The 23,490-nt window shown below is 38.1% G+C and carries 24 protein-coding genes and 1 riboswitch; of the genes, 1 reads left to right on the top strand and 23 read right to left on the bottom strand.

Annotated elements, in window-relative coordinates; translation table 11 throughout:
* Positions 1 to 79: 79 nt before the first annotated feature.
* Genes topA through AC3B5B_RS07375 form a run of 9 tightly spaced genes read right to left on the bottom strand, consistent with a single transcriptional unit; the run spans position 80 to position 8,700 of the window.
* Positions 80 to 2,194 carry a type I DNA topoisomerase gene (topA, locus tag AC3B5B_RS07415; RefSeq protein WP_489769748.1) on the bottom strand — a complete coding sequence of 705 codons (2,115 nt, stop codon included), beginning with the start codon at positions 2,192 to 2,194 and terminating at the stop codon, positions 80 to 82.
* A gap of 43 nt (positions 2,195 to 2,237) precedes the next feature.
* A complete protein-coding gene (dprA, locus tag AC3B5B_RS07410) occupies positions 2,238 to 3,098 on the bottom strand; it encodes a DNA-processing protein DprA (protein ID WP_489769747.1) in 861 nt (286 codons plus the stop codon).
* A 31-nt stretch (positions 3,099 to 3,129) separates the two neighbouring features.
* Entirely contained in the window at positions 3,130 to 3,912 is a 783-nt protein-coding gene (rnhB, locus tag AC3B5B_RS07405; protein WP_489769746.1) for a ribonuclease HII, read from the bottom strand.
* Positions 3,905 to 4,753: a ribosome biogenesis GTPase YlqF gene (gene ylqF / locus AC3B5B_RS07400; protein ID WP_489757927.1), complete on the bottom strand. Its 849-nt coding sequence runs from the start codon at positions 4,751 to 4,753 to the stop codon at positions 3,905 to 3,907. The genes rnhB and ylqF overlap by 8 nt, the downstream gene beginning before the upstream one ends.
* Before the next feature lie 4 nt (positions 4,754 to 4,757).
* Positions 4,758 to 6,167, bottom strand: a complete 1,410-nt coding sequence (locus AC3B5B_RS07395; protein WP_489769745.1) for a S41 family peptidase — start codon at positions 6,165 to 6,167, stop codon at positions 4,758 to 4,760.
* Between the two features lie 18 nt (positions 6,168 to 6,185).
* A complete protein-coding gene (locus tag AC3B5B_RS07390) occupies positions 6,186 to 6,419 on the bottom strand; it encodes a YozE family protein (protein WP_489757925.1) in 234 nt (77 codons plus the stop codon).
* Positions 6,420 to 6,431: 12 nt separating this feature from the next.
* A complete protein-coding gene (locus tag AC3B5B_RS07385) occupies positions 6,432 to 7,034 on the bottom strand; it encodes a YpmS family protein (protein WP_489757924.1) in 603 nt (200 codons plus the stop codon).
* A complete protein-coding gene (locus tag AC3B5B_RS07380) occupies positions 7,031 to 7,816 on the bottom strand; it encodes a GDSL-type esterase/lipase family protein (RefSeq protein ID WP_489757923.1) in 786 nt (261 codons plus the stop codon). The genes AC3B5B_RS07385 and AC3B5B_RS07380 overlap by 4 nt, the downstream gene beginning before the upstream one ends.
* A gap of 38 nt (positions 7,817 to 7,854) precedes the next feature.
* Positions 7,855 to 8,700, bottom strand: a complete 846-nt coding sequence (locus AC3B5B_RS07375; protein ID WP_489757922.1) for a DegV family protein — start codon at positions 8,698 to 8,700, stop codon at positions 7,855 to 7,857.
* A gap of 126 nt (positions 8,701 to 8,826) precedes the next feature.
* On the opposite strand from AC3B5B_RS07375, the gene trhA reads away from it, so the two are divergent.
* Positions 8,827 to 9,489, top strand: coding sequence for a PAQR family membrane homeostasis protein TrhA (gene trhA, locus AC3B5B_RS07370; protein WP_489757921.1), 663 nt, complete (start codon positions 8,827 to 8,829; stop codon positions 9,487 to 9,489).
* Here trhA and AC3B5B_RS07365 read toward each other — a convergent pair.
* The 14 genes from AC3B5B_RS07365 to AC3B5B_RS07300 form a co-directional block, all read right to left on the bottom strand.
* The gene (locus tag AC3B5B_RS07365) at positions 9,474 to 9,986 is read right to left on the bottom strand and encodes a dihydrofolate reductase (RefSeq protein WP_489757920.1); all 513 of its coding nucleotides are present in this window, start codon (positions 9,984 to 9,986) and stop codon (positions 9,474 to 9,476) included. The two genes, trhA and AC3B5B_RS07365, sit on opposite strands and share 16 nt — an antisense overlap.
* 10 nt (positions 9,987 to 9,996) lie before the next feature.
* Positions 9,997 to 10,956, bottom strand: a complete 960-nt coding sequence (locus tag AC3B5B_RS07360) for a thymidylate synthase (protein WP_489769744.1) — start codon at positions 10,954 to 10,956, stop codon at positions 9,997 to 9,999.
* Positions 10,956 to 12,836, bottom strand: a complete 1,881-nt coding sequence (locus AC3B5B_RS07355; protein ID WP_489757918.1) for an ABC-F family ATP-binding cassette domain-containing protein — start codon at positions 12,834 to 12,836, stop codon at positions 10,956 to 10,958. Before AC3B5B_RS07355 ends, AC3B5B_RS07360 begins: the two co-directional genes overlap by 1 nt.
* 3 nt (positions 12,837 to 12,839) lie before the next feature.
* Positions 12,840 to 14,051: a CCA tRNA nucleotidyltransferase gene (locus AC3B5B_RS07350; RefSeq protein ID WP_489769743.1), complete on the bottom strand. Its 1,212-nt coding sequence runs from the start codon at positions 14,049 to 14,051 to the stop codon at positions 12,840 to 12,842.
* Positions 14,041 to 15,312, bottom strand: a complete 1,272-nt coding sequence (locus tag AC3B5B_RS07345; RefSeq protein WP_489769742.1) for a tetratricopeptide repeat protein — start codon at positions 15,310 to 15,312, stop codon at positions 14,041 to 14,043. The genes AC3B5B_RS07350 and AC3B5B_RS07345 overlap by 11 nt, the downstream gene beginning before the upstream one ends.
* Positions 15,313 to 15,938: 626 nt before the next feature.
* Positions 15,939 to 16,214 (bottom strand): HU family DNA-binding protein, encoded by a 276-nt coding sequence (locus tag AC3B5B_RS07340; RefSeq protein ID WP_489757915.1) that lies wholly within the window; start codon positions 16,212 to 16,214, stop codon positions 15,939 to 15,941.
* Between the two features lie 179 nt (positions 16,215 to 16,393).
* Positions 16,394 to 17,707, bottom strand: coding sequence for a ribosome biogenesis GTPase Der (gene der / locus AC3B5B_RS07335; protein ID WP_489769741.1), 1,314 nt, complete (start codon positions 17,705 to 17,707; stop codon positions 16,394 to 16,396).
* A 73-nt stretch (positions 17,708 to 17,780) separates the two neighbouring features.
* Positions 17,781 to 18,980: a 30S ribosomal protein S1 gene (rpsA, locus tag AC3B5B_RS07330; RefSeq protein WP_489757913.1), complete on the bottom strand. Its 1,200-nt coding sequence runs from the start codon at positions 18,978 to 18,980 to the stop codon at positions 17,781 to 17,783.
* 71 nt (positions 18,981 to 19,051) lie between these two features.
* Complete coding sequence (cmk, locus tag AC3B5B_RS07325) at positions 19,052 to 19,717, bottom strand: (d)CMP kinase (RefSeq protein WP_489757912.1); 666 nt, start codon at positions 19,715 to 19,717, stop codon at positions 19,052 to 19,054.
* 195 nt (positions 19,718 to 19,912) lie between these two features.
* Entirely contained in the window at positions 19,913 to 20,593 is a 681-nt protein-coding gene (locus AC3B5B_RS07320) for a LysM peptidoglycan-binding domain-containing protein (protein ID WP_489757911.1), read from the bottom strand.
* A gap of 82 nt (positions 20,594 to 20,675) precedes the next feature.
* Positions 20,676 to 21,215 (bottom strand): ECF transporter S component, encoded by a 540-nt coding sequence (locus AC3B5B_RS07315; RefSeq protein WP_489757910.1) that lies wholly within the window; start codon positions 21,213 to 21,215, stop codon positions 20,676 to 20,678.
* 56 nt (positions 21,216 to 21,271) lie between these two features.
* Positions 21,272 to 21,389: riboswitch (FMN riboswitch) on the bottom strand.
* A gap of 4 nt (positions 21,390 to 21,393) precedes the next feature.
* Positions 21,394 to 22,116 carry a pseudouridine synthase gene (locus tag AC3B5B_RS07310; RefSeq protein WP_489757909.1) on the bottom strand — a complete coding sequence of 241 codons (723 nt, stop codon included), beginning with the start codon at positions 22,114 to 22,116 and terminating at the stop codon, positions 21,394 to 21,396.
* Entirely contained in the window at positions 22,113 to 22,682 is a 570-nt protein-coding gene (gene scpB / locus AC3B5B_RS07305; RefSeq protein WP_489757908.1) for an SMC-Scp complex subunit ScpB, read from the bottom strand. The genes AC3B5B_RS07310 and scpB overlap by 4 nt, the downstream gene beginning before the upstream one ends.
* A 6-nt stretch (positions 22,683 to 22,688) precedes the next feature.
* Positions 22,689 to 23,414, bottom strand: a complete 726-nt coding sequence (locus AC3B5B_RS07300) for a segregation and condensation protein A (RefSeq protein ID WP_489757907.1) — start codon at positions 23,412 to 23,414, stop codon at positions 22,689 to 22,691.
* Between the last annotated feature and the right edge of the window lie 76 nt (positions 23,415 to 23,490).

Genomic DNA, 23,490 nt, shown 5'->3' with positions numbered 1-23,490 from the left:
TACAATTCTATGGTAACACTTTTAGTCAACGATCGTTCTAATCTATCCGAAGAAACTTTCAGCAATTTGTAGACAAGTGCTACTTTTGAACTTCTTCTTGATAATCGCCATTAGGACAGATTACTTGGCGGCCACCCTTGACCTTCTTTTCAACTAGATAATGGTCGTCTTTAGGACAGTTACGACCAACAGGTTTATTCCAGTCCACAAAATCACAGTCCGGATAGCGCGAACAACCGTAAAATAAGCGATTTTTCTTCGATTTCCGTTCCACTACTTGACCTTCCTGACATTTAGGACAAGTCACACCAATTTCTTTAATAATGGCTTTAGTATTACGACAATCTGGAAAACGACTACATGCAATAAATTTGCCGTAACGCCCTAATTTAATAACCATCGGTGCACCACAAATGTCACAATTCATCCCAGCCGGTTCATCTTTAATTTGTAGCTTTTCAATTTGTTCATCGGCAGCTGTTAATTCCTTAGAGAAAGGTTGATAATACTCATCAACTACTTGGCGCCAATTTTCTTTGCCCGCTTCAATGCCATCCAATTCAGTTTCCAAATTAGCCGTAAAGTCGACATTAACAATGTCTGGAAAATATTGTTCAATTAAATCATCAACAATTTCTCCTAATTCCGTCGGTTCAAAACTACGACCATTTAATTTGACATAATAGCGTCTTTGAATCGTATCAATAGTTGGTGCATAAGTCGAGGGACGACCAACACCGTTTTCCTCCAAAGTTTTAACTAACGAAGCTTCACTAAAACGTGCTGGGGGTTGCGTAAAATGCTGTTCTGGATTGGTTTCAATTAATTTAACTTGTTGCCCTTCTACTAAATCTGGCAATAAATTATCTTTTGTCTTTTGATCATCTTTATAAAGCTTCAAAAAACCGTCAAATTTAATTTTAGAACCATTTGCCCGAAACTGAACATCATTTTGTTCGACAGTCACTGTCATCGTATCTAACACAGCGGGCGTCATCTCACTTGCCATAAAACGATTCCAGATTAAAGTGTATAGTCGTAATTGATCACGCGTTAAGATTTTAGCTAAAGATTGCGGCGTTCTTTGCACTGCAGTAGGGCGAATAGCCTCATGGGCATCTTGAGCGCCTTCGGGATTTTTCGTAGCGTGAACCTTAGTAGCCGCATACTCTTCGCCATATTCTTTTTGCAAAAACTGAGATGCTTCGTGCTTAGCAACACTTGCAATTCGCGTTGAATCCGTTCGCATATAAGTAATTAAACCAACATTGCCTTGTCGCGATCCCAGATTAATTCCTTCATATAGTTGTTGTGCTAACATCATTGTTTTCCGCGTTTTAAAATTCAACTTGCGGTTAGCTTCTTGTTGTAAAGAACTCGTCGTAAATGGTGGTGCTGGATAACGTTTGCGTTCTTTTTTTAACACCTTTGTCACATCAAACGGTTGTTTGCGATCTAATTGTCCTAAAACAGTTTGAACTTCTGCTTGCGAGTGCAATTCAGTCTTCTTATGATGCACGCCATAAAAATTGGCATTAAATTGATTTTTCTTTAATCTACCAGCCTGAAAACGACTAGGAATCGTCCAATATTCTACTGGTTGGAAATTACGAATTGACTTTTCACGATCAATCACCAGTTTTAAAGCTACTGATTGTACACGGCCCGCGCTGAGCCCTTTCTTAATTTTTTGCCATAAAATCGGACTAATCGAATAACCCACTAACCGGTCTAAAATGCGCCGGGCTTGCTGCGCATCAACCAAATCCATATTAACATTTCGCGGATGCTTAAAAGCATCTTTAACCGCGTCTTTCGTAATTTCATTAAATACTACTCGGTTATCATCTGCTAAATCTAAATTTAATAAATGGGCCACATGCCAAGCAATCGCTTCACCTTCGCGATCGGGATCGGCTGCTAAATAAACTTTTTTAGCTTTTTTGGCTTCTTTTTTTAATTCTTTAATAGTATCCCCTTTACCTCGAATAGAGATATAAGTGGGTTCATAATCGTGTTCAATATCAACACCCATGCGACTTTTAGGTAAATCACGAACATGGCCTTTGCTGGCTAAAACTTTGTAATTACGTCCTAAATACTTTTCAATTGTTTTAGCCTTGGCCGGAGATTCGACAATTACCAAATTCTTTTTAGCCGGACGGCGTTTGGTAGTTTTTGAGCTAACCAACATGAAGCTCCTTTCCTTAATCAAGTCGCTTCAAATCATATGCCAGTCATTTCCTATTTGTCAAATTTTTTTGTTCAAGCCCTAACTCAGCCAATAAATCACCAGCAGCAAAATATGGTCGCGCTCCCGCCGCAATTAGTTCATTACAACCTTGGGATAACGAACTATCTAGCGGTCCTGGAGCGGCCCAAACGTTCCGATTTTCTTGCAGTGCCAATTGGGCCGTAATTAAACTGCCACTGCGTCTTTTAGCTTGTGTGACAACTAATGTCTGACATAAACCGGCAATAATGCGATTACGCTGTGGAAAAAAATATTTTTGTGGGTGCGTTGTAGGGGGATATTCAGACAGCAATAACCCTTGTTGGGCAATAGTCATTTGTAATTGCCGATTAACCGCCGGATAATAATAATCTAAACTATTACCCACAACCCCAATCGTTTGCCCCTGATTGTCTAAAGTTATCTGGTGACACCAACCATCTGCTCCCTTAGCTAGCCCGCTCACTGTCACTACTTGAGCTTGCACTAAAGCAGGAACTAAACTGTGTACGACTGTTTGCGTATAAAAACTACTTTGCCGCGCCCCAACAATTGCAACCGTTGGGCGATTCAATAACTGTAAATTTCCTTGGTAATATAGCAAAGCCGGTGGATTATAGATTTCGCGTAACTTTTGTGGATAAACAGCGTCCAAGAATGTTAAACATGGTGGCATCATGGGATAATCTTGTTGCAAGCGTTGCTGAAATAACGAGCGTTTAGTCACCGTTAGTTGCTGTTTCACAAATTGAATTAATTGACTAACGGAATAATGCTGCAAGCTTAATTGACAAACTTGCAGCATTATTTTGTTGCTCACACAACGGGTTTGGGATAATTGATATAATAATTGACGTAATTGCATAACAAACACCAGCTCCGTAATTTTTTTTAAATTACGAATTTACTGCCAAATATTTTTTGACAGGCGCAAATGAACGTCGATGAATTGGACAGATTCCTTGCTTCTGTAAACCTGCTAAATGAATTTTAGTACCGTAGCCAGCATTTTGGGCAAAACCGTAACCGGGATAAACTTGATCATACTTAACCATTAATTCGTCTCTATAAACTTTAGCCACAATACTAGCAGCACCAATCGAAACACTCCGCGCATCACCTTTAATCAATTTAGTTTGCGAAATGGGAATTGGAATCCGCATGGCATCAACTAATAGATGATCAGGTTGGACCAATAATTGACTAACAGCTTGTGCCATTGTTAACTCCGTCGCATGATAAATATTTTCTTGATCGATTAATTGCGGACTACCTACGGCTACACTAACATCAATGGCTTGATCTAGAATTTGCCCATATAATTCATGGCGCTTGTGATCACTTAATTGTTTGGAATCATTAATTTCAATTAAATTAACATCCGCAGGTAAAATAACGGCGGCGACAACTACTGGTCCCGCTAACGGTCCCCGACCAACTTCATCAATTCCGGCTACTAATTGTTGCTGTTGCCAAAAAGGTTGTTCAAATTTTTGCCGTCGTAAAAAAGCTGCTTTTAACGCCATCGTTTTAGTTAACTGGCGTTGATGCGACTGAGCTAATTTTTGCACGCCAGCGCGGGAATCTTGCGCCAACGTTTGCCAATCTGCACTCGTTAATGATTGCTGGCTAATTAACTCTTTAATCTCGTGAATCTTTAATTGTGACCATTCAGTCATTGATTTCTTGCACCCAATCTAGAGTATATCTACCCAATAATCCTTGACGCACATCATTAATAATTTTATGAGCCGCACGATCAAAATCCTGCTCAAAATGCCACTGAGTGGTTAATTGCACTAATAATTGGGCACCTGTCAGAGTCAATTGTTGGGCGGTTAATTGATACTTTTGTTGTAAAATTGTTTCATAGTGCTGTTGCCAAAATTCTAATGCATAAATAGCCAAGTCTTGTTGTGGAATAACTTTATCACTAATCGCTTGCGTCAAAGCTAAATTAAATCCGACTCGTTCTTGCGTAATTTTGGGCCATAAAACTCCTGGAGTATCCAACAATTCCAAATGGTGTTTAGTCTTTAACCAATTCTGATTTTTAGTCACACCGGGGCGATTACCCGTCACAGCCACTTTTTTACCAACTAATTTATTTAATAATGTTGATTTACCAGCATTCGGAATACCAATGCACATGGCGCGCACTGTATAATTTTTGACCCCGCTTTGTTGGTATTTTTTTAATTTTGGCGCCATTAATTGTTCAATTGCCTTCAGTAGCGGTTGTAACTGATTAGTATGCTGTGCATCCAAAGCAATAACTGATTGCTGTTTTGTTTGATAAAAATTAATCCAGGCCTTAGTCATTCGTTCATCGGCCAAATCAGCTTTATTCAAAATAATTAACCGAGGTTTGGAATTAATCATTTGATCTAAAACCGGATTCAACGAAGAAAAAGGCAACCGGGCATCCCGCACTTCTAAGACTAAATCTACTAATTTCAGATGGTCTTGGATTTGATTTTTAGCCTTATTCATGTGACCTGGGTACCATTGAATCGTCATGTCCTTATTTCCTTTCTAGTACCTTAAATGCTTGGTTCAACATTGGATCATGTCCTTGAGCCTTTTGCATTAAAGCTTGGGTTAAAGCTTGTCTAGTTTTAGCATCCAAATTACCACTTTGTTGTGGTAATTGCTGTTGTACTTGAAAGGCTGTCAATTGTTGTTGCGTAGTCGCATCCAACTGGCCGGTAACTGGAACTGCTAATCCCACAGCATTTAACACTTTTTGAGCAACTTTCACATCGCCGCTAGTTTGCTGAGCAGTAATCGTTTTTTGACTGGTAAAAGCATTAATATTTAAATAATCTGGATACTTAACTTTGAGTGTCGGTTCTAAGCCTTTGTGATTAATCCAAGAACCATTGGGGGTCAACCACTTAGCGGTAGTGATTTTCATCTCTGAGTCTGAACTTAACGGACTTAAAGTTTGCACCACTCCCTTACCAAAGGTCTTTTCACCAATCACTGGTATTTGTGCAGACTGCTTTAAGGCTGCTGCAAAAATTTCAGCAGCACTGGCGGTACCCTTATCAACTAAAACGACCGTCGGTAATTTAACTTTATAATTTTTTAAATATTTCGCACTAGCATGATACGTCTTCGTCCCATCCGTTCGTGAAACCATAGTCATTATCTTTTGACCATTGGTCAGAAACATACTAGAGGCCGCTAATGCTTGTTCCATAACTCCACCAGGGTTATTTCGAACATCAATAATTAACTTTTGGGCACCTTGACGTTGAACTTTTTGTATTTCTCGCTTCAGCTCACTAGCAGTATGTTCGGAAAATTGGGTAATCGTAATTTCGGCTACTTTGCCATGATGATTAACCACTTTGCCCATTACCGTCGCCACTTTAATTGGTGCCCGAACCAAAGTTTTAGTAAAGGTTTGTGTGCCGCGTCTAATTTCTAAATGAACTTTGGTCCCTGCTTTACCACGGGTCAATTGCGAAGCTTGATCAACTGTCATTTTTTGCGTGGAATGTTGATTAATTTTGGTAATGATATCTTTAGTTTTTAAACCGGCTTTGGCCGCTGGTGATTTCGGCATTGCTGAAACAATTTGAATGCCAGCATTAGCTTGTTCAATCGTAGCCCCGATTCCAGAAATTTTCCCAGAAATATTACTATTGAATGAATCTTGATCTTGGTCCGCCATAAACTCCGAATAAGGATCATCCAAAGATTCCAGCATTCCCTTAATTGCACCATTGATTAGCTTTTTAGAAGATACTTTCTGATAATAATTTTGATTAATTGTTTCATATACTTGTTGAACTTGGCTAAAATTACCCATAGAACCTTGATTCTTCAGTTCCACTGCCATAAAGATAAATGCGCCAGCAACCCCAATTAAAATTCCACCAACAATGGAAAATATTACTGTTGACCAAGAAAACTTTTTTTTCATGCCGAATCACTCGTTTCTTTAAGAATTAAAATGTGCCTGGGACTCTTGATATTTAGCAAAAGCCTGATCATAAATGTCCATTGTCGGTAAATACGATCCATTCAATTCCAGATATTCCGAAATTTCTGTATAGTCTTGCGCTTGTTTTGGAAAAGTTTGGTCAAAAAAAGCCGCTTCCGCAAAATGAGCAATGGGACTAGTACTATTAGGATTTCGTTGCGTCATTAAATATTCATAAAAAGATTTTTCCATCAACTAACACTCCTAAAACTTGCTCGAATAAACACTAACGACAATTTTATTTTTGTGCAAATCTAAATCTTTGACTTTAAAATAATAACCACTGTCATTTTGATAATCTTGTAAATTAATATTGATTAATTGCTTACTGCTATTAATGCTTACCCAAGAAGGAAAATGATAATTATGTTGAATATAACCGAGAACAAAGCCCAACGGAATACCCAAGTGACCAATTTTTAGATGTTGGGCTTTTAATTGGACACCACCACTAGCAGTGGGAAAAGAAGCCGTTTGTAGCTGAAAATCAATTTTTGATCCCAACAAATCAGCACTCCCTACTAACGAAATATGTTGATCAAATTTTAAATGATATTGAATATCCTTACTGTTTAAATATTCATTAATATAATGATTGGCTAACCTCTGTGCTTGCTGCTTAGTTAATGTTACTTCAAAAACTGGTTGAGAATCATTGGCTGGTGCAGGTTGTTTAGAAATAACCGCAGAGTCAATCGGGCGCGTTACAGCATACCACATACCCGCACCTCCCAGAATCAGGATTGCCACTAATATTAAAAAAGCCCATTTCCACCAATTACGTTTTGTATCTACACTGCGTCTCATTTTAAATTAATCCACTCCTTTTGGCTTAATTGCAGTTGGTGCCATAATTTTTTGGTCATTAACTGATAACCTTGATGATTAGGATGAAAATAGTCTTTCGTATATAACAACGGATTTGTTGTTGTTTGTTCTTTTTTCGAATATTTCAATTTTTTAGGTTGAGCAATAGCTGACACATCCACAAAATGCATTCGATAATTATTATGGGCTAAATTTTTGCTGGATTGATTCCATTGCAAAACCGCCTGCTGCACACTCCGAGCTTTTTTAACATAAATAGCATACGGATTATAAATGCCAATCAAATAAATCGGCGCTTTATCATTATAGCGCCGAATAGTCATCACCATTTGAGACATTTGTTGCACATAAGCATCATTAGCCGCTTGAAATTGTTGATTGGACAAGTTTAAACCATGTTTTTGTAAAACATGCATAATATTATTACCACCAGCTGTCAGGATAACAATATCACTTTTCTGCAATGCTTTTTTGAGAGCAGCGTTATGTTGAACCCGCTTTAAAATTTGTCCGCTCGTTTCACCACTAATACCAAAATTTCGCATTTTTACTCGGCGATGACTGGCTGTTCTTAAAGGTTTTTGAATCAAATACGTATAACCGCCTTGATGGTGACCGTCACCAACGCCATAAGTCAAAGAATCACCCACAGCCACCACTTTTAAAGTAGTTGTTTGACTCTTAGCAGCAACTTGATGAACGTGAATGTTGACTAAGCTAATAGCTAACAAAAAATTAATGAGAATCTTTATTTTTCGCAAAGTTAACTCCTTCAATTTATCAAATTGTTAACCGCTTATTATTGCCGATAATAAATAATCGCAAAGGCACCCTCGCCAGTATGGGTCATAATAATCGGACTAGTTAGTTCAATTGTGGTCTTAATCTGCGGAAATTGAGCTTGAACTTGTTGTTTAATTTGTTGCGGCAAAGTATCATCACTCACATAAGACATGCCAATTTCACTAATTTGGTCGCCATGTGCATCAATATCTTCAATACGTGATTGAATAAAATTCTTAATCACTTTAATTCCGCGTCCCTTTTTGGCAATCGTCAATTTATGATTTTGTAACTGCACAACCACATCAATATTTAATAATGACGTCAATGTCGCAGCCATTTTGCCTAGACGGCCGCCTTTAATAATATTTTCTGGATGAGGAATACAAACGTATAATTGCGTTTGTTCAGCAATATGTTTAATCGCGGGTAAAATTTCGGCCACTGTTTTTTTCTGCTGTGCCATTTTCGCAGCTGCTAAAACTTGAAAAGCCATTCCTCGATCTGTTGAACCACTATCAACCACGGTCACTTTGGTGGAAGTCAACTCTGCTGCTTGCTTGGCAGCATCTACCGTACCACTTAATCCCTTAGTCAAGGTAATGGCCAATACCTCACTGCCATCTTGACCTAATTTGTTAAAGGCCTCGACAAAGCGACCGATGGGTGGTTGACTCGTTTTCGGAAAATTAGTACTAGCCAACATTTTTTGGGAAAATTCCTGGCGAGTAATGTCTTGACCATCAACATATTGTTGATTATCAATTTCAACAGTTAATGGCACTACTGTAATTTGATAGTCTGTAATTTCTTTTGGTGTCAGTTGCACAGAAGAATCTGTTAAGATTTTTACATTTGTCATTTGTGGAAACCTACCTTTATCATTTCAGGTCTTTAAGCTATAATCTCTAAAAGAGTTGTTTACTTAAAGATTGTATCAAACGTTCACAACTTTAGCACATTTTTATTAATTAAAGGAGCGCTTGTCTTGACCAATATTTTTGCCAAACCTCAAAAAACTTCGAAAATTTACCGAATTACTAACGAAATCTTCAGTGCCATTACTCACGGAATCGGTCTACTACTGGCGATCGCCGGTACTGTATTATTAATTATTAAAGCTGTCCATCAGCACCCCATGGCTAAAACTTTGAGCGCCTACTTAATTTATAGCTGTACACTTATTTTTTTGTATCTTTGTTCAACACTTTTTCATAGTCTTTACTTTACTAAAGCTCAACACATTTTTCAGATTCTAGACCACAGTTCTATCTTCTTATTAATTGCGGGGACTTACACACCTTTTTGTCTACTCGGAATCCCCGCACCATTTAATATTGTTTTATTAAGTACTATTTGGATCATTACTATTGGTGGCATCATTTACAAAATTTTTAACTTGGGCGCGCACCCTATCATTGATACTAGCCTGTACGTTATCATGGGATGGTTAGTCATTTTAGCCATGAAGCCCCTACATCATTCCTTAGGTACTACTGGAATTTTGCTCCTGTTTTTTGGAGGAATTGCCTTCACTATTGGCGCTTTACTGTATACAATGCGGGGCATTAAATACATTCACGTTATTTGGCACATCTTTGTGATGCTGGGTACCACTTTGATGTTTTTCTCAGTTTATTTATTTTTATAATGATCTCGCCGTTGATAAACTAAAAATTCATGAGCCCAAAGATTTTGGTCATCAACTTGACCAGTTTGTCGCTTAATGAGTTGAAATTGTTGGTAATCAATGGGAATCATCCACGTATCGCCGCTAAATTGTGCGGCGATTTTAGTTACATATAAACGTTGAACTTGCTGGGCAAACATAGTAAATAAAGCTGGTCCTCCAAAGATAAATACCCGCTCATCGTGACTAATTAACTGCTCAATTTCCCTTTGCGAGGTCGCCACGGTTAAGTCGGCTGTTTGCGAAAATTGCTCAGGAAAATGTGTCAAAACGATATTTCTCCGTTCTGGCAAAGGTCGCGCATGAGGAAAACTACGCAAAGTTTTAGAACCCATCACGATTGTACTGTGTAGCGTTGTTTGTTTTAAATAATGTAAATCTGCTGGTAACTGCCACGGCAAATGCCCGTTTTGGCCAATTAAGTGATTTTGATCTTCGGCCCAAATATATGCTAGCATGCTTTACTCCTTAAACAGCCACGGGGGCCGAAATACTGGACTGGGGATGATAATTTTGTAAGTCAATTTGTTGCAACGTTAACTGATCAATACTCGTTATTTGCGGATCTAAAACCAGTTGCGGTCCCGCCGTTGGTTGACGTTGTAGTTGCAATTTAACTTGGGCTAAATGATTTTGATAAATATGGGCGTCACCCAAGGTATGAATCAATTTTCCCGGTTTTAAATGCGTTACTTGGGCAATTAATTGTGTTAATAACGCATAACTGGCAATATTAAACGGCACACCCAAAAACAAATCTGCACTCCGTTGATATAACTGGCACGACAAATAACCATCGTTAACATAAAACTGAAACAAGGTGTGGCAAGGAGGAAGAGCCATGGTTTTTAATTCTGCCGGATTCCAAGCTGTCACAATTAGTCGGCGAGAATCAGGATTCGTTTGAATTTGTTCAATCACCTGGGCAATTTGATCAATTTCTTGTCCGTCAGCTTGCCAATGACGCCACTGTTTCCCATAGACATTACCCAAGTCACCAAATTTTTGCGCAAACTGATCATCTTGTAAAATTTGTTGGCAAAACAATTGCTTTTGTCGTTGATATTCCTGATTGAACTGCGCATCTTGTAATGCTCGGTGCCCAAAGTCTGTCATATCGGGACCTTGGTAAGCAGAACTTTGGACATATTTTTGAAAAGCCCATTCATCCCAAATATGGTTATTATGTTGTAATAAATACTTAATATTACTATCACCCCGTAAAAACCATAATAATTCCGATTTAATCAAACCAAAAGGGACTTTTTTAGTCGTTAACAGGGGGAAACTATCTTGTAAATCAAACTTCATTTGGTAACCAAACAAACTATAAGTTCCCGTCTGAGTGCGATCCGTCTTAAATTGCCCCGTCGTTAAAACCGTGTGTAACAACTGTAAATACTGTTCTTCATTTTTAGTTGTTGCCATTAGTTATCCCTCTCTGCTAATTCTAACCACCGATCACTCGCCATATCTAATTGCTGTTTAACCTCAGTCAGTTCTGTTTGATGCTTCAAAATTTCTTGATAATTATTACCTTCCGTACTCATTAACTGTTCTAAATGCGCTTTTTGTTGTTCTAACCGAGTGATTTTAGGCTCTAGATCTTTTAATTCCAATTGTTGCGCATAAGTTAATTTATTAGTTGGCGCTGTTTTGACTTGCGGCGCAGCCGCTTTATTTGACGCGGCTTTCTTCGCTTTAGTTTGATTACTTGTTAAATATTGTGAATAAGAACCCCAATAACGCTGCACTTGACCGTGACCGTGGAAAATTAATAAATCATCAGTAATTTTGTCCAAAAAATAACGATCATGCGAAACCGTAATGACACTACCACTAAACTGGGTTAAATAATCTTCCAGAATTGTCATGGTTTCAATATCCAAATTATTAGTTGGTTCATCAAACAATAAAACATTCGGTTGTTGAATGAGAATGGCTAACAGATATAGCCGCCGTTGTTCACCGCCGGATAAGTCACGAATAAACGCCCCCTGCTGTTTAGGAGAAAATAAAAATTGTTCCAGTAATTGTGAAGCTGACATCTTATCGCCCTCACTGTTAGCCACATTTTGGCCAATAGATTCTAGATAAGTAATTACTCGTTGGCTTGGGTCCATTTGTTCTACTTGTTGCGTATAATAACCAATTTTAACTGTTTGACCAACATTTAATTGACCCTTTGTTAACTGCTGGCGACCTGCCAAAACATTCAAAAAAGTGGTTTTTCCGGCACCGTTAGCGCCAATAATTCCTACATGCTCACCAGAATTAATTCTTAATGTTAAATCTTGTAATAAGACTTGTTGGCCAAATGCCAATTGTGCTTGTTTTAATTCGAATACATCTTTACCCAAGCGTTGGTGTTGTATATCAATATTGAGTTGTTGCTCTGAAAACTGAGATTGATTTTTTAAAGTTTGACTTAGTTCTTTAAACCGCTCCACACGGGCATTTTGTTTGGTTCCTCGGGCCTGAACCCCAGCCCGAATCCATTTTAATTCATGGCGGTATAAATTCTGCTGGTGTTGTCTCGTTGCTGCTAAAGTGGCCTCATTTTGGGCCCGCTTTTGTAAATAGTCTTCATAATTACCACTATATTCTTGTAATGTTTGATTACTTAATTCAAAAATACGATTAGCAACTAAGTTTAAAAAGTAGCGGTCATGGGTCACGAAAATCACAGCACCAGCATAATTATTTAAAAAATTAGCTAGCCAGCTGATAGCTGTTTCATCCAAGTGATTAGTCGGTTCATCTAAGATTAATAAATCAGAATCAGAAACTAAAATTTGCGCTAAACTGACTCGGCGCACCTGACCACCCGACAATTCTTGAATTCGTTGATTAAATTCAGTAATGCCTAATTTCGTCAAAATCGTTTCGACAGTTGCTTGAAACTCCCAACCATCAATGCGATCCATTTGTTCTTGTGCTTGAAAAAAGTTCTGCGCAACTTGGGGATTATCGCTATCTCTACTATATTGACTTAATGCTGCTTCGTATTGCCGCACACTGACATACAAGGGTTCGTCCCCCTGTAAAATGGCCTCTAACACCGTTTTTTGCGGATCTAAATACGGATTCTGCTTCAAGTAGCTAATTTGATAATCGCGCGGATGGTCAATCACACCTTGCTTGAGTAAAGTTTCATCAACCAAAGAATTAAGTAGCGTCGTTTTACCAACCCCGTTTAATCCTAACAAGCCAATGCGATCCGGTTGTTGAATTTTAAAATTAACTTGCTTAAATAAAGTTCGTGCTCCAAATGATTGTTGCAAATTATTGACACTAAACATTTTCATAACTTAATCACCTTTAATCTGAGCATCACGTTGTCGTAAAGCTTTGAGTATTTCTTGTTGCTGGTTAGCTAATTGTCGACTTACAATTTGTTGCTGAATCCACAATAAATCTTGACCAATCTTTGGCCCCGGTTTCAAGTTTAATTCTTGCATGAGCAATTGTCCGTCCACTGCCAAATCATGACTACTTTTAATGGGCAATTGTTGATAAACTGCTGCCAATTGCTGTGCTTGATCTTTTTGATTTAACAAGCCCAACAATTGGCAACAATTTTGGACCACTGGTTTTTGAGCCTGGTAAATATCCCAAGTCGTTAGTTGTGGTAATTGTTGCAATAATTGCACGCTCTTCATGGTGACTTTAATAACAGCATTCGCCAATTTCCAAGCTTTCAAAAATTGTAACAATTGGGCTTTATCCAGCTGCCATTGCCAGCCCAATAAAGTCCAAACTTGCGTTTGATTTTGTAAATTTAGCTGGGCATCTAACGTTAATAATTCGGATACTTGAGCATCAGCCAGTTGTGGACAATACCGATTCAATTGTGTTTGTAGCATCGTTTCTAAACCGGCTTGCCAACACGGTGCTTGCATTAATTTCAGCCACTCATCGCGAATTCGTTCAACCGCAATTTTAGACAATAAATCCGCATTAGCTGCAATCCCTGCTTGTGTCGCAGCATCGATTGTAAAGTCGAGCTGTGCTTGAAAGCGGACCGCGCGAAGCATGCGCAAAGCATCTTCGTGAAAACGTTCTTGAGGATTGCCAACGGCTTTAATCCGGCGGTGTTGTAAATCAGCTACTCCCCCAAATAAGTCAATAATCTGACCCTGAGTCGTCATAGCTAATGCATTGATCGTAAAATCGCGGCGTTTTAAATCTTGTTTTAAAGACCGCACAAACTCTACATGGTCAGGACGACGATAATCTTGATACCCCGATTCAGTCCGAAAAGTGGTAATTTCATAAGTCTGATGAGCAGTAATGACGGTCACTGTTCCATGATCAATTCCGGTATCTGCAGTATGGTTAAAAATAGCTTTGATTTCTGCCGGATAGGCACTAGTCGCCAAGTCCACATCATGAATCGGCCGTTGTAATAACATGTCACGGACACAACCACCAACAAAGTAGGCCTCAAAGCCAGCCGCATTAATTTGCTCTAAAACAGGAATTGCTGCTGCAATCGCAGTCGGAAAATGTTCAATTCTCATTGTTTAAATTCAACTCCTGTTCCAACTCATTCATTTCCCAATCGTCAGGTACTAATTTTAGATAATTATGAACAGCATTTTTCAGCAAATCTGGAGCTGAACTTTTTCGTAATAAAGCAATCAAGTCCTTTAAATAATTAGGATTATCCTTAAATTGATCATAAACACTCAAAAAAGCCGTTTGGGCGGCCGAAATTTGTTCGAGAGCACTCAAGGAGCGGGCCCGGTTCCATTGTGCTTGTCCATCATCACGCAACTGATCTGCATATTGGTCCAACAAATCCAAATTTGCTTGATGTTCATTTTTTAATAAATAAATTTGACTCAAAGCTAAAATTAAACTAGTTGGCGCATCTAACATCTTCAAACCTTGTTTTAATAAAGTCACTGCTGGGTCTAAATCACCTAGTCGTTGTGCACTGGTAGCTACCAATTCATATAACAATTCACTATAAGGATCATAGCTCAATCCTTGTTGAGCTGCTTTAAATGCCGCAGCTGGCTGATTCTGGGCCAAATTTAAGCGACTTTCCAAAATATAACCCGAAGTATAATCCGGTGCTAGTTGTAATAATTGTTCAATTAAAGTCTGTGCTTGTTGATAATGTTTTAATTCTAATTCCAGATTAGCATAATTATATAGATTATCCGCATTTAAAAATTCGGGTGTAGTTTGTTGATAACTGGCCTCCGCCGCTTCATAATCACCCAGTCCAACTTGCGCTGCAGCTAAGCGTTGGTACAGTGAAATTCCCGAAAATTCGAAAACATCTTGATCAATTAACTGCTCATAATAATCAGCTGCTTGTTGAAATTGATTTTCGTTAAAATATAATTCCGCTAACGCAAATTGAATCACTTGTTCCTGTGGCGCTAATTTTAATGCTTGTTGCAATTTTTGCTCACTAACCTCATAAAGACCTAAGGTTTGATAAAGATCCGCACTAACCATTAATGATGCGACATAAGCCGGTGAATCTGCCTGAATTTGTGCCAACAAATTGGTTGCTTCATCAACTTCATCATTAGAAATCAGTGTCTCTGCTAAATTGACTTTTAGAATATCCTCCTGAGGCAATTGTTTTAACAAGGAGCGATAAACTACAATTGCACTATCCACTAATCCTGACTGCTGTAGCTGTTGTGCCGCTTCATACAAATCATCTACAGAATCACGCTGTAAAGCTTGTTTTAACAGTGACTGTCCATGGTCAAAATCGCCTTGTTGTAAAGCCGCCACCGCCTGTTTGCTATATGTCATTTAAAATACTCCTTTAATTCCGTTAATTTCAAGATAACACAAATTAAGAGACTTACCAGTATTACATCTGTCATAAAATATTTTCTAAATCAATTTGACACTTTTGATCCAAAAAAATAAGGGTACGACTAGCACAACAATCACTAAAGTATTTAAAAACTCCCAAGTTATATAAAATCCTCTGAAAAAACTACTTAATCAGCAATTTCCAAAAGTCAGTTTTAATGACTAGTTTTTTAATAACTTTTAGATTTAGTATTGTCGCATAAACCTTCAAGAAACTAGGACCCAAAGAATTTGGCGTCAATTGAGACGAACATTTTCTTTTGATAATATTCCCAAAGTCAGTAGCTCGTATCTAACTTTATACAATTCGAAAATTAAAGTTCAGACTTTAATCTGGAATATCGTTAGTACGCAACTTCTCATCTACTTTTGTCCTAACTTCTATTTCAGGCTAGTTGCATCCTTATCAATTATACCGATAAATAAATAATAGTTGGGAAAAGCGGACTTAATTAGCTGACCAGCGGTTAAGCACATTTTCCCAGAACAATTTCCTTATGTAAGCTAAGACGATTATAACAAATATTATAATCGCCCGTGATAAACAATCTTTTAAAAAATTATTTAACTGCGTCTTTTAATGTCTTACCTGGTTTGAAGGCAGGAACATCACTAGCAGGAATTGTGATTTCTTCATTCGTTTGTGGGTTGCGACCCTTACGAGCAGCACGATGACGAACTTCAAAATTACCAAAACCAATTAATTGAACTTTTTCGCCCTTAACTAAACTTTCTTGGATAGAACTGAAAACTGCATCAACTGCAGCAGTAGAATCCTTCTTAGTTAAACCAGTTTTTTCAGCTACATTTTGAATTAATTCTGCTTTATTTGCCATAATTTTTTTCACCTCCGTGAAGCAATGAAGTGATCATTACTTAATCAAAATGACGACTACCACACCATCATTCTTTAACAAATTATCATAAGATTCCCAAGCTAGCAAGGAATAATCACATTTTTTTACGAACTTTTGTAATTCTTAATAAAAATTTTATTTAAATCCACCAAAACAGTCTATTTCCGCATTCGCGCAATGATCTTAATCGGCGTACCAGTAAAATCAAACATTTCCCGTAACTGATTAACAATAAAGCGCTCATACGAAAAATGAAAGAGCTCTGGATCATTCACAAAAGCGACAAAGGTTGGTGGATTAACCGCAACTTGCGTCAAATAATATAGCCGCAAACGTTTATTTTTCACAGTTGGTGCTGGCGCAATTGCAGTAGCTTTTAACAATAAATCATTCAGCAATGACGATTGAATCCGCCGATTTTGGTTTTCATAAACTGCCGTTACTAGTTCAACAATTTGATCTAAGCGTTGGTTTTTCAGTGCTGAAACAAAAACAATTGGTGCATAATTTAAATATCGAAATTCTTGGCGCAAATAATCTGTAAATTCTTGCATCGTTTTTTGATCTTTATGTTGGACAGCATCCCACTTATTAACCGCAATAATGACCCCACGACCAGCTTCGTGCGCTAAACCAGCAACTCGTTTATCTTGCTCACGAATCCCTTGCTCGCCATCAATCACCATAACGACTACATCACTACGATCAATCGCGCGCATAGCCCGCATCACTGAATACTTTTCCGTGTTTTCATATACTTTACCACGTTTACGAATGCCCGCAGTATCAATCATCGTATACAATTGGTCTTCATCATCAACAAAACTGGTATCAATCGAATCACGTGTCGTCCCTTCCATATTGGAAACAATTACACGCCGTTCGCCTAAAATGGCATTAACTAATGACGACTTACCAACATTCGGTCGTCCAATAAAGCTAAATTTAATAGCAGGATCTTCATCAACTAATTGGTCATCAGGGAAACTTTGAACCACTTGATCTAATAAATCTCCCAAACCTGTACCATGAACTCCGGAAACGGGGAATGGTTCACCTAAACCTAACGTATAAAATTCATAAATATCTTGACGCTGCTCTAAATTATCGGCCTTATTAACTGCTAAAACGACGGGCTTCTTAGCTTGAAACAAGATATGAGCTACCGTTTCATCTTCTTTAACGACGCCCACCCGACCATCAACAACCATCACAATGACATCAGCTTCGTCGATGGCAATTTCTGCTTGGCTTTTAATTTCTTGGTTGAGCGTTGTATCTTCTAAAGTAATTCCGCCTGTATCAATCACCGTAAATTGTTTATTTAACCATTCAGCATGCGTATAAATCCGATCGCGAGTTACTCCAGGAGTATCTTCAACAATAGCGATTCGTTCACTCGCAATTCGGTTAAACAAGGTAGATTTTCCAACGTTGGGGCGTCCAACTAACGCCACTACTGGCATTGCCATATTTTCACCTTCTTAAAATTATTTAATCAAAAAAACTGGCTCCAAAGAGTCAGCTTTTGCACAATAAGTTTGATTAATTTTGAGAATTTTCATCATCCACAATATCACCTAAAGCAAAACCACGTTCTTCATCAGGCAAAGTGTAATCAATCTCTTCTTCTTGAGATTCAGCTTCTTTTTTAGCATGCGGATTTTCCGTTAATTCTTTAATTGACAGACCTAAACGCTTTTGCTCTGGATCGACATTTAAGACTTTCATGTGAACTTGTTGACCAACTTGTAAAACATCGGCTGGCTTATCAACATGATTCCAAGAAATTTGGGAGACATGAACCAATCCTTCAACCCCTGGTAAGACTTCAACAAAGGCGCCAAAATCAGTCAAACGCTTGACGACACCGTCAATTTCATCACCAACGGCAATCTTTTCGGAAACACTTTCCCAAGGCCCTGGTTGTGCAGCTTTAATAGACAAAGAAATTCGTCCACGTTCTTTATCAACATCTAAAACTTTAACTTTAACTTCTTGCCCAACTTCTAAAACATCAGCTGGCTGATTAACTCGTTCATAAGAAATTTGTGAAACATGAACTAAGCCGTCCATACCGCCTAAATCAATAAAGGCGCCAAAACTAGTTAAACGAGAAACCTTAGCTTCGATAATATCACCTGGTAAGATTCGTTCCATAACTTCAGCTTCACGTTGCTTCTTTTCTTGAGCTGCAATTTCTTTATGTGATAAAACAAAGCGATTCTTAGCTGGTTGCACTTCAATAATTTTCAAATCTAAAGTTTGGCCAACGTAAGGCTTTAAATCACGAACAAAATGATCTGAAATCATCGAAGCCGGAATGAAACCACGCAAACCGTCCACTTCAACTAACAAACCACTTTTGACAGTTCCGGTAACTTTTCCTTGAACTGTAGTATCTTGATTCATCAAATCAGCCATTTTAGCGTAGGCTTTTTGATTTTCAATACGGCGTTGAGATAAAATAAAACTACCGTCTTCTTTGTCACTCGCAGAATGCCGCACGACTAATAATTCTAATTTATCGCCAACTTGTGCCAGCTTATGAATATCAGCCTTCCGATCTGCAGTTAGTTCACGCAGTGGGACAACTCCTTCAACTCCAGAATTATCAATACCTACAACCAGTTGATTGTCTTCAACTGATAATACCTCCGCGGTAACCACATCGCCAATTTGTACTTGATCAAAACTATCAAGCGCTTGCTCCATGGGATTTATGCTGTTATTCTCTTCAGCCATTTTTACATCCTCCTCGCCATCGTTCGAAATCTATCTTAATGTAAAATCACTTCAATTACCAGTGCTATTAATTAATTCTTTAATTTTATTTGAATAATTTGCAGTGCTTTGTCAATAACTTGATCAATGTTCAAGCCAGTCGTATCAAGAATTTGCGCATCTTTCGCCTGAATTAATGGTGAAATACTTCGATGAGAGTCTTTATAATCACGTTGCGTAATCTCTTCTTCAATTTGGGCTAAAGGTGTGGTAATTTTACGAGTTAAATTTTCTTGATAACGCCGCTGTGCACGTTCTTGAACACTCGCTGTCATAAAAATTTTAACTTGTGCGTGGGGTAAGACCACCGTTCCAATGTCTCGGCCATCCATGACTACATCGTTGTTTTGTGCCAATGCTCGTTGTTGTTGCACTAACAATGTCCGTACCCCTTGTAACGCCGAAACTTGTGAAACATTTTGCGCAATGATTGGTGTCCGAATTGCCGCCGTGACATCTTCTTGACCGGCGTAAACTAACTGTTGTTGATTTTCTAATCGAAAAGTAACTGGATTGGCTTGCAACGCTTGAACAATTGCAGCTTCAGCACCGTAATCAAGCTGCAATTGCGTCGCTAACCAAGTGGCTGCGCGATACATAGCTCCCGTATCAACATATAAAAAATTTAATTTTTGTGCAACTGCTTTTGCAATTGTACTTTTACCAGCAGAAGCTGGTCCATCAATAGCTATTTGCATTTAAGCACTCCTAATAACAGTAAAAGAGGTTGGGCCAATAAGACTCATACTCATCTAACAAAATGAACATTCAGTCATTATTGTGTTTCAAAAGTCAGCAGTTTGAGTCTAACGATTTTAAAGTCTTTCATTCAGTTTTAGACTTAAAAATTTCATTCAACTACTTGATGACTTTTGCTCCCAGCCTCTCAAAATTTAGTGAACACGCAAGCGCATCCCTGGTCGTAACACGGTGTTACTAGACATTCCATTTAATTGGTATAACTGCTGAGTTGTCATCCCATGATTAAGTGCAATTCGATAAGCATTATCATGAGCTTGTACAACATAATAAGAAGAATTAGTTGCCGAAGAACTTGCTGCCGTAGTTGCTTGCTGATTAGTATTAGCCTGCTCGGCAGTATTATTATCAGCTGCAGCGGTATTATTCGTTGGACTTTGTTGTGTATTAGTAGTTTCCGGCTGATTAGTTGTAGTTTCCTTAGCAGTCTTATCAGATGGAGATTCAGATTTTTTATTGGTCGACTGATTCAAATGTGATGCTACTTTTTTAGCTTTTTGCTTTTTTGCTTTTTTATGAGTTGCAGTACTTTTAGGCTTCGAACTAACTGCCACTTGACTAGTACTATCAACTGCCGTCTTTTGATGACCGGCTGAAACAGCCGACCAAACAATTGGCAAACACATAATTGCCAGTAGCACGATCACTAATGACCAAACCAAAACCTTATTACTTTTTTGAGTTTCTTTACGTTGAACCCGTGAATACTCTGCAGAAGTTTCTGGCGTTGTAGAGTCTGTCACAGATGATGTATCTTTTTGATCAGCAGAATCTCCAAATGTTGCTTCCCAAAGTTTAGGTTTTTTATCGCTCATTAATCTCACCTCTAATAACTATTAAGTTTACCAGTTAAATGGATAAATTTCATTAAAAAAGAAAAAACTGAAGATTTTTTTATCAAAATTTTAAACGTCTAGTTAATAAAATGCTCAAAATCGAATTAATAACACCTTTAACTAAATTAAATGGCACAACCCCAAATAATACGTATTTTGCCACCGGCATTCCGATATGAAAATTCAGAACGGTCATATATAAGGGCATTAAAATAAAGTAGTTAGCCAAAGACAGCACAATAGTTAAACTCAAAGTTCCACAACCGTAAGCTAACCAATTAGCATGATCGTTACGCAGTAACAAAACAATCGGAATAATAAATGCCAAGCTAGACAAGAGTGATGAAAAATCACCAATTAAACTAGCTACATTCATTCCCATTAACACCCAATGTAATAATACTTTACAAAAAGCTACTAACGTTCCGGTCGACATTCCATAAAGACCAAAGGCCAATAACACCACAACATCACTAACATCCATTTTCAAAAAAGAAAAGCCTGGAATCAATGGAATTTCAATATACATTACTAAAGTTGCCAAAGCGGTTAATAAAGCACCACCAATGACTTTATTGTGCGCTAACTTACTTCTTTCCATAAAAAAAGACCTCCAACAAATCGTTGCAAGGCAAATGAGACCATTAAATAATGATCTTGCGTTTTCTATCATCTGGACTATACCATCGGCTTTTGGAATTACACCAAATCCACCATTGCTGGGTTGCGGGCTATCACCGCCGGTCAGGAATTTCACCTTGCCTTGAAAACGATATTTATTATAATTTTTTAAGAGCTTTGACTTCATCTTGCGTCAAAAAGCGCCAGTCGCCAGATACTAGACCATCTAACGTTAAGAATCCAACTTGCTCTCGTCTTAATTTTACCACATTAAAGCCGACTTGTTTAAACATTTCCTTAACTTGATGATTCATGCCTTCGTGGATCACTAGTTTTACTAGTGAAGTTTGCCGTTGACGATCAATACTCATAATTTCCGATTTAGCTGGAGCAGTCTTACGGCCCTTGATCTTAACTCCATGTCGTAATTGTTCTAACGCTTGAGAAGTTACAATCCCAGATAATTTAGCAATATAAACCTTATTAACTTGATTACTTGGATGTAATAAATGGTTAGTTAGATCGCCATCATTCGTCATTAGTAATAAACCGGAAGTATCATAATCCAAACGTCCTACTGGATAAATTCTCGTATCAATAATATCTTTAAAATAATCCGTTACTACTTTGCGTCCCTTTTCATCATGAACCGATGAAATCACCCCGCGTGGCTTATAAAATAACAAATAGACTTTGGGCCGTTTTTCAATCGCTACGCCATCGACTTCAATCAAGTCGTGTGTGGAAAATTTACTCCCTAACTCGCGAATTACTTTGCCATTAACTTGCACTCTCCCCGCCGTAATTAAATCTTCTGCTTTCCGGCGCGAAGTAACTCCCGCATTGGCAATCAATTTTTGCAATCGTTCTGTCTGTTTCATTCGTCTCTATCCTTTTTTGAAAATAAATCAACATTTCCTTGCTGATCCAAATTTTGTTCTTGAAATGCCGCTAATGGTGGTAAATCTGCCAACGATGTTAATCCAAAGTAATTTAAAAATTCCTTCGTAGTACCATACATCATGGGACGTCCGGGGGCATCTTTATGGCCTGTCACTTTAATTAGTTGCCGGACAAGCAATGTTTGTAAAGTCGCACTACTATTTTTCACACCACGGATCTCATCGATTTCAATGCGTGTGACCGGTTGCTGATAAGCAATGATTGCTACAACTTCTAGTGCAGCAGTACTCAACTTATTAGCTTGCTCAGTCTGCCAATATTGATCTAACAAATCATGATATTTAGCTTTGGTTAATAACTGATACTGCTCACCAAATTGCTTAATTATCAAAGGATACTGGTCAGTAGTCTCTAAGACTTCAGTTAGGTCGGACAATTGTTGCCGCACACTGGCTAAGTCTTTGTTTAATAAAGTGGCTAAATCCTGCAAGGATAAACCCTGCTCACCCGCGACAAATAACAAGACGATTAATTCTTGCTGCACTTATTTTTACCTCAACTTTACCAAAATATCACTTTGATAATCAATTTGTGTGACTAAAACCGTTTGATCTTTAACTAATTCCAATAATCCCATAAATTTGGTAACTACTTCTTCAACCTGAGCACTCTGTTGCAACAATTGCTGAAAAGTTAATTGGTGTTTCTGCTGCAATTGTTGCATAATTTGCTCTTGCGCTTGCGTCACCGAAATAGTTTCTAAAAACGGCAATTGCGCCAAATCAGTTTGTTGCTGCAACCGATCTAATAATTTAACCAAACATAATGCTAAGTCATTACCAAAATAAGTTCCTGGTCGCAAACTCCGCTGATGCGGAGCCGCAACTGTGCTTGGAGGGCGACTATACAACTGCCGACGTTGATGTTCTAATTCCTGTAAATCTTGAGCAGTCGCCTGATAAGCTTGATAAGTCAATAATTGAGCGACCAAATCTGTTCTAGGGTCAACTACATCCTCTGCCAAATCATCATCAAATACCGGAGTTTGCGGCAATAATAATTGACTTTTAATCCGCATCAAGGTCGCCGCCATAACCAAATAATCACCCGCAATATCCAACTGCAAAGATTGCATTCGATGCAGATAATCTAAATATTGTTGCGTCACTGCGGCAATCGGAATATCGTAAATATTAATTTGTGATTTTTTAATTAAATGTAATAACAAATCCAGGGGACCCTGAAAATCAGTTAAAATTAACTCTAGTTGTTCCACTACTGACCACCTAATATTTTTTGATACCGGAGCAAAGCAATTAATGATCTAAAAGCTCAAGTCGTACGCCATGAAA

Source organism: Bombilactobacillus sp. ESL1187 (assembly GCF_058107155.1).
The sequence above is the reverse complement of the archived record's forward strand: the minus strand, read 5'-3'. Positions and strand labels throughout refer to the sequence as shown.

Coding starts and splice junctions, on each gene's coding strand:
- topA (WP_489769748.1), bottom strand. CDS start 2,194: ATGTTGGTTAGCTCAAAAACTACCAAACGCCGTCCGGCTAAAAAGAAT.
- dprA (WP_489769747.1), bottom strand. CDS start 3,098: ATGCAATTACGTCAATTATTATATCAATTATCCCAAACCCGTTGTGTG.
- rnhB (WP_489769746.1), bottom strand. CDS start 3,912: ATGACTGAATGGTCACAATTAAAGATTCACGAGATTAAAGAGTTAATT.
- ylqF (WP_489757927.1), bottom strand. CDS start 4,753: ATGACGATTCAATGGTACCCAGGTCACATGAATAAGGCTAAAAATCAA.
- AC3B5B_RS07395 (WP_489769745.1), bottom strand. CDS start 6,167: ATGAAAAAAAAGTTTTCTTGGTCAACAGTAATATTTTCCATTGTTGGT.
- AC3B5B_RS07390 (WP_489757925.1), bottom strand. CDS start 6,419: ATGGAAAAATCTTTTTATGAATATTTAATGACGCAACGAAATCCTAAT.
- AC3B5B_RS07385 (WP_489757924.1), bottom strand. CDS start 7,034: ATGAGACGCAGTGTAGATACAAAACGTAATTGGTGGAAATGGGCTTTT.
- AC3B5B_RS07375 (WP_489757922.1), bottom strand. CDS start 8,700: ATGACAAATGTAAAAATCTTAACAGATTCTTCTGTGCAACTGACACCA.
- AC3B5B_RS07365 (WP_489757920.1), bottom strand. CDS start 9,986: ATGCTAGCATATATTTGGGCCGAAGATCAAAATCACTTAATTGGCCAA.
- AC3B5B_RS07360 (WP_489769744.1), bottom strand. CDS start 10,956: ATGGCAACAACTAAAAATGAAGAACAGTATTTACAGTTGTTACACACG.
- AC3B5B_RS07355 (WP_489757918.1), bottom strand. CDS start 12,836: ATGAAAATGTTTAGTGTCAATAATTTGCAACAATCATTTGGAGCACGA.
- AC3B5B_RS07350 (WP_489769743.1), bottom strand. CDS start 14,051: ATGAGAATTGAACATTTTCCGACTGCGATTGCAGCAGCAATTCCTGTT.
- AC3B5B_RS07345 (WP_489769742.1), bottom strand. CDS start 15,312: ATGACATATAGCAAACAGGCGGTGGCGGCTTTACAACAAGGCGATTTT.
- AC3B5B_RS07340 (WP_489757915.1), bottom strand. CDS start 16,214: ATGGCAAATAAAGCAGAATTAATTCAAAATGTAGCTGAAAAAACTGGT.
- der (WP_489769741.1), bottom strand. CDS start 17,707: ATGGCAATGCCAGTAGTGGCGTTAGTTGGACGCCCCAACGTTGGAAAA.
- rpsA (WP_489757913.1), bottom strand. CDS start 18,980: ATGGCTGAAGAGAATAACAGCATAAATCCCATGGAGCAAGCGCTTGAT.
- cmk (WP_489757912.1), bottom strand. CDS start 19,717: ATGCAAATAGCTATTGATGGACCAGCTTCTGCTGGTAAAAGTACAATT.
- AC3B5B_RS07320 (WP_489757911.1), bottom strand. CDS start 20,593: ATGAGCGATAAAAAACCTAAACTTTGGGAAGCAACATTTGGAGATTCT.
- AC3B5B_RS07315 (WP_489757910.1), bottom strand. CDS start 21,215: ATGGAAAGAAGTAAGTTAGCGCACAATAAAGTCATTGGTGGTGCTTTA.
- AC3B5B_RS07310 (WP_489757909.1), bottom strand. CDS start 22,116: ATGAAACAGACAGAACGATTGCAAAAATTGATTGCCAATGCGGGAGTT.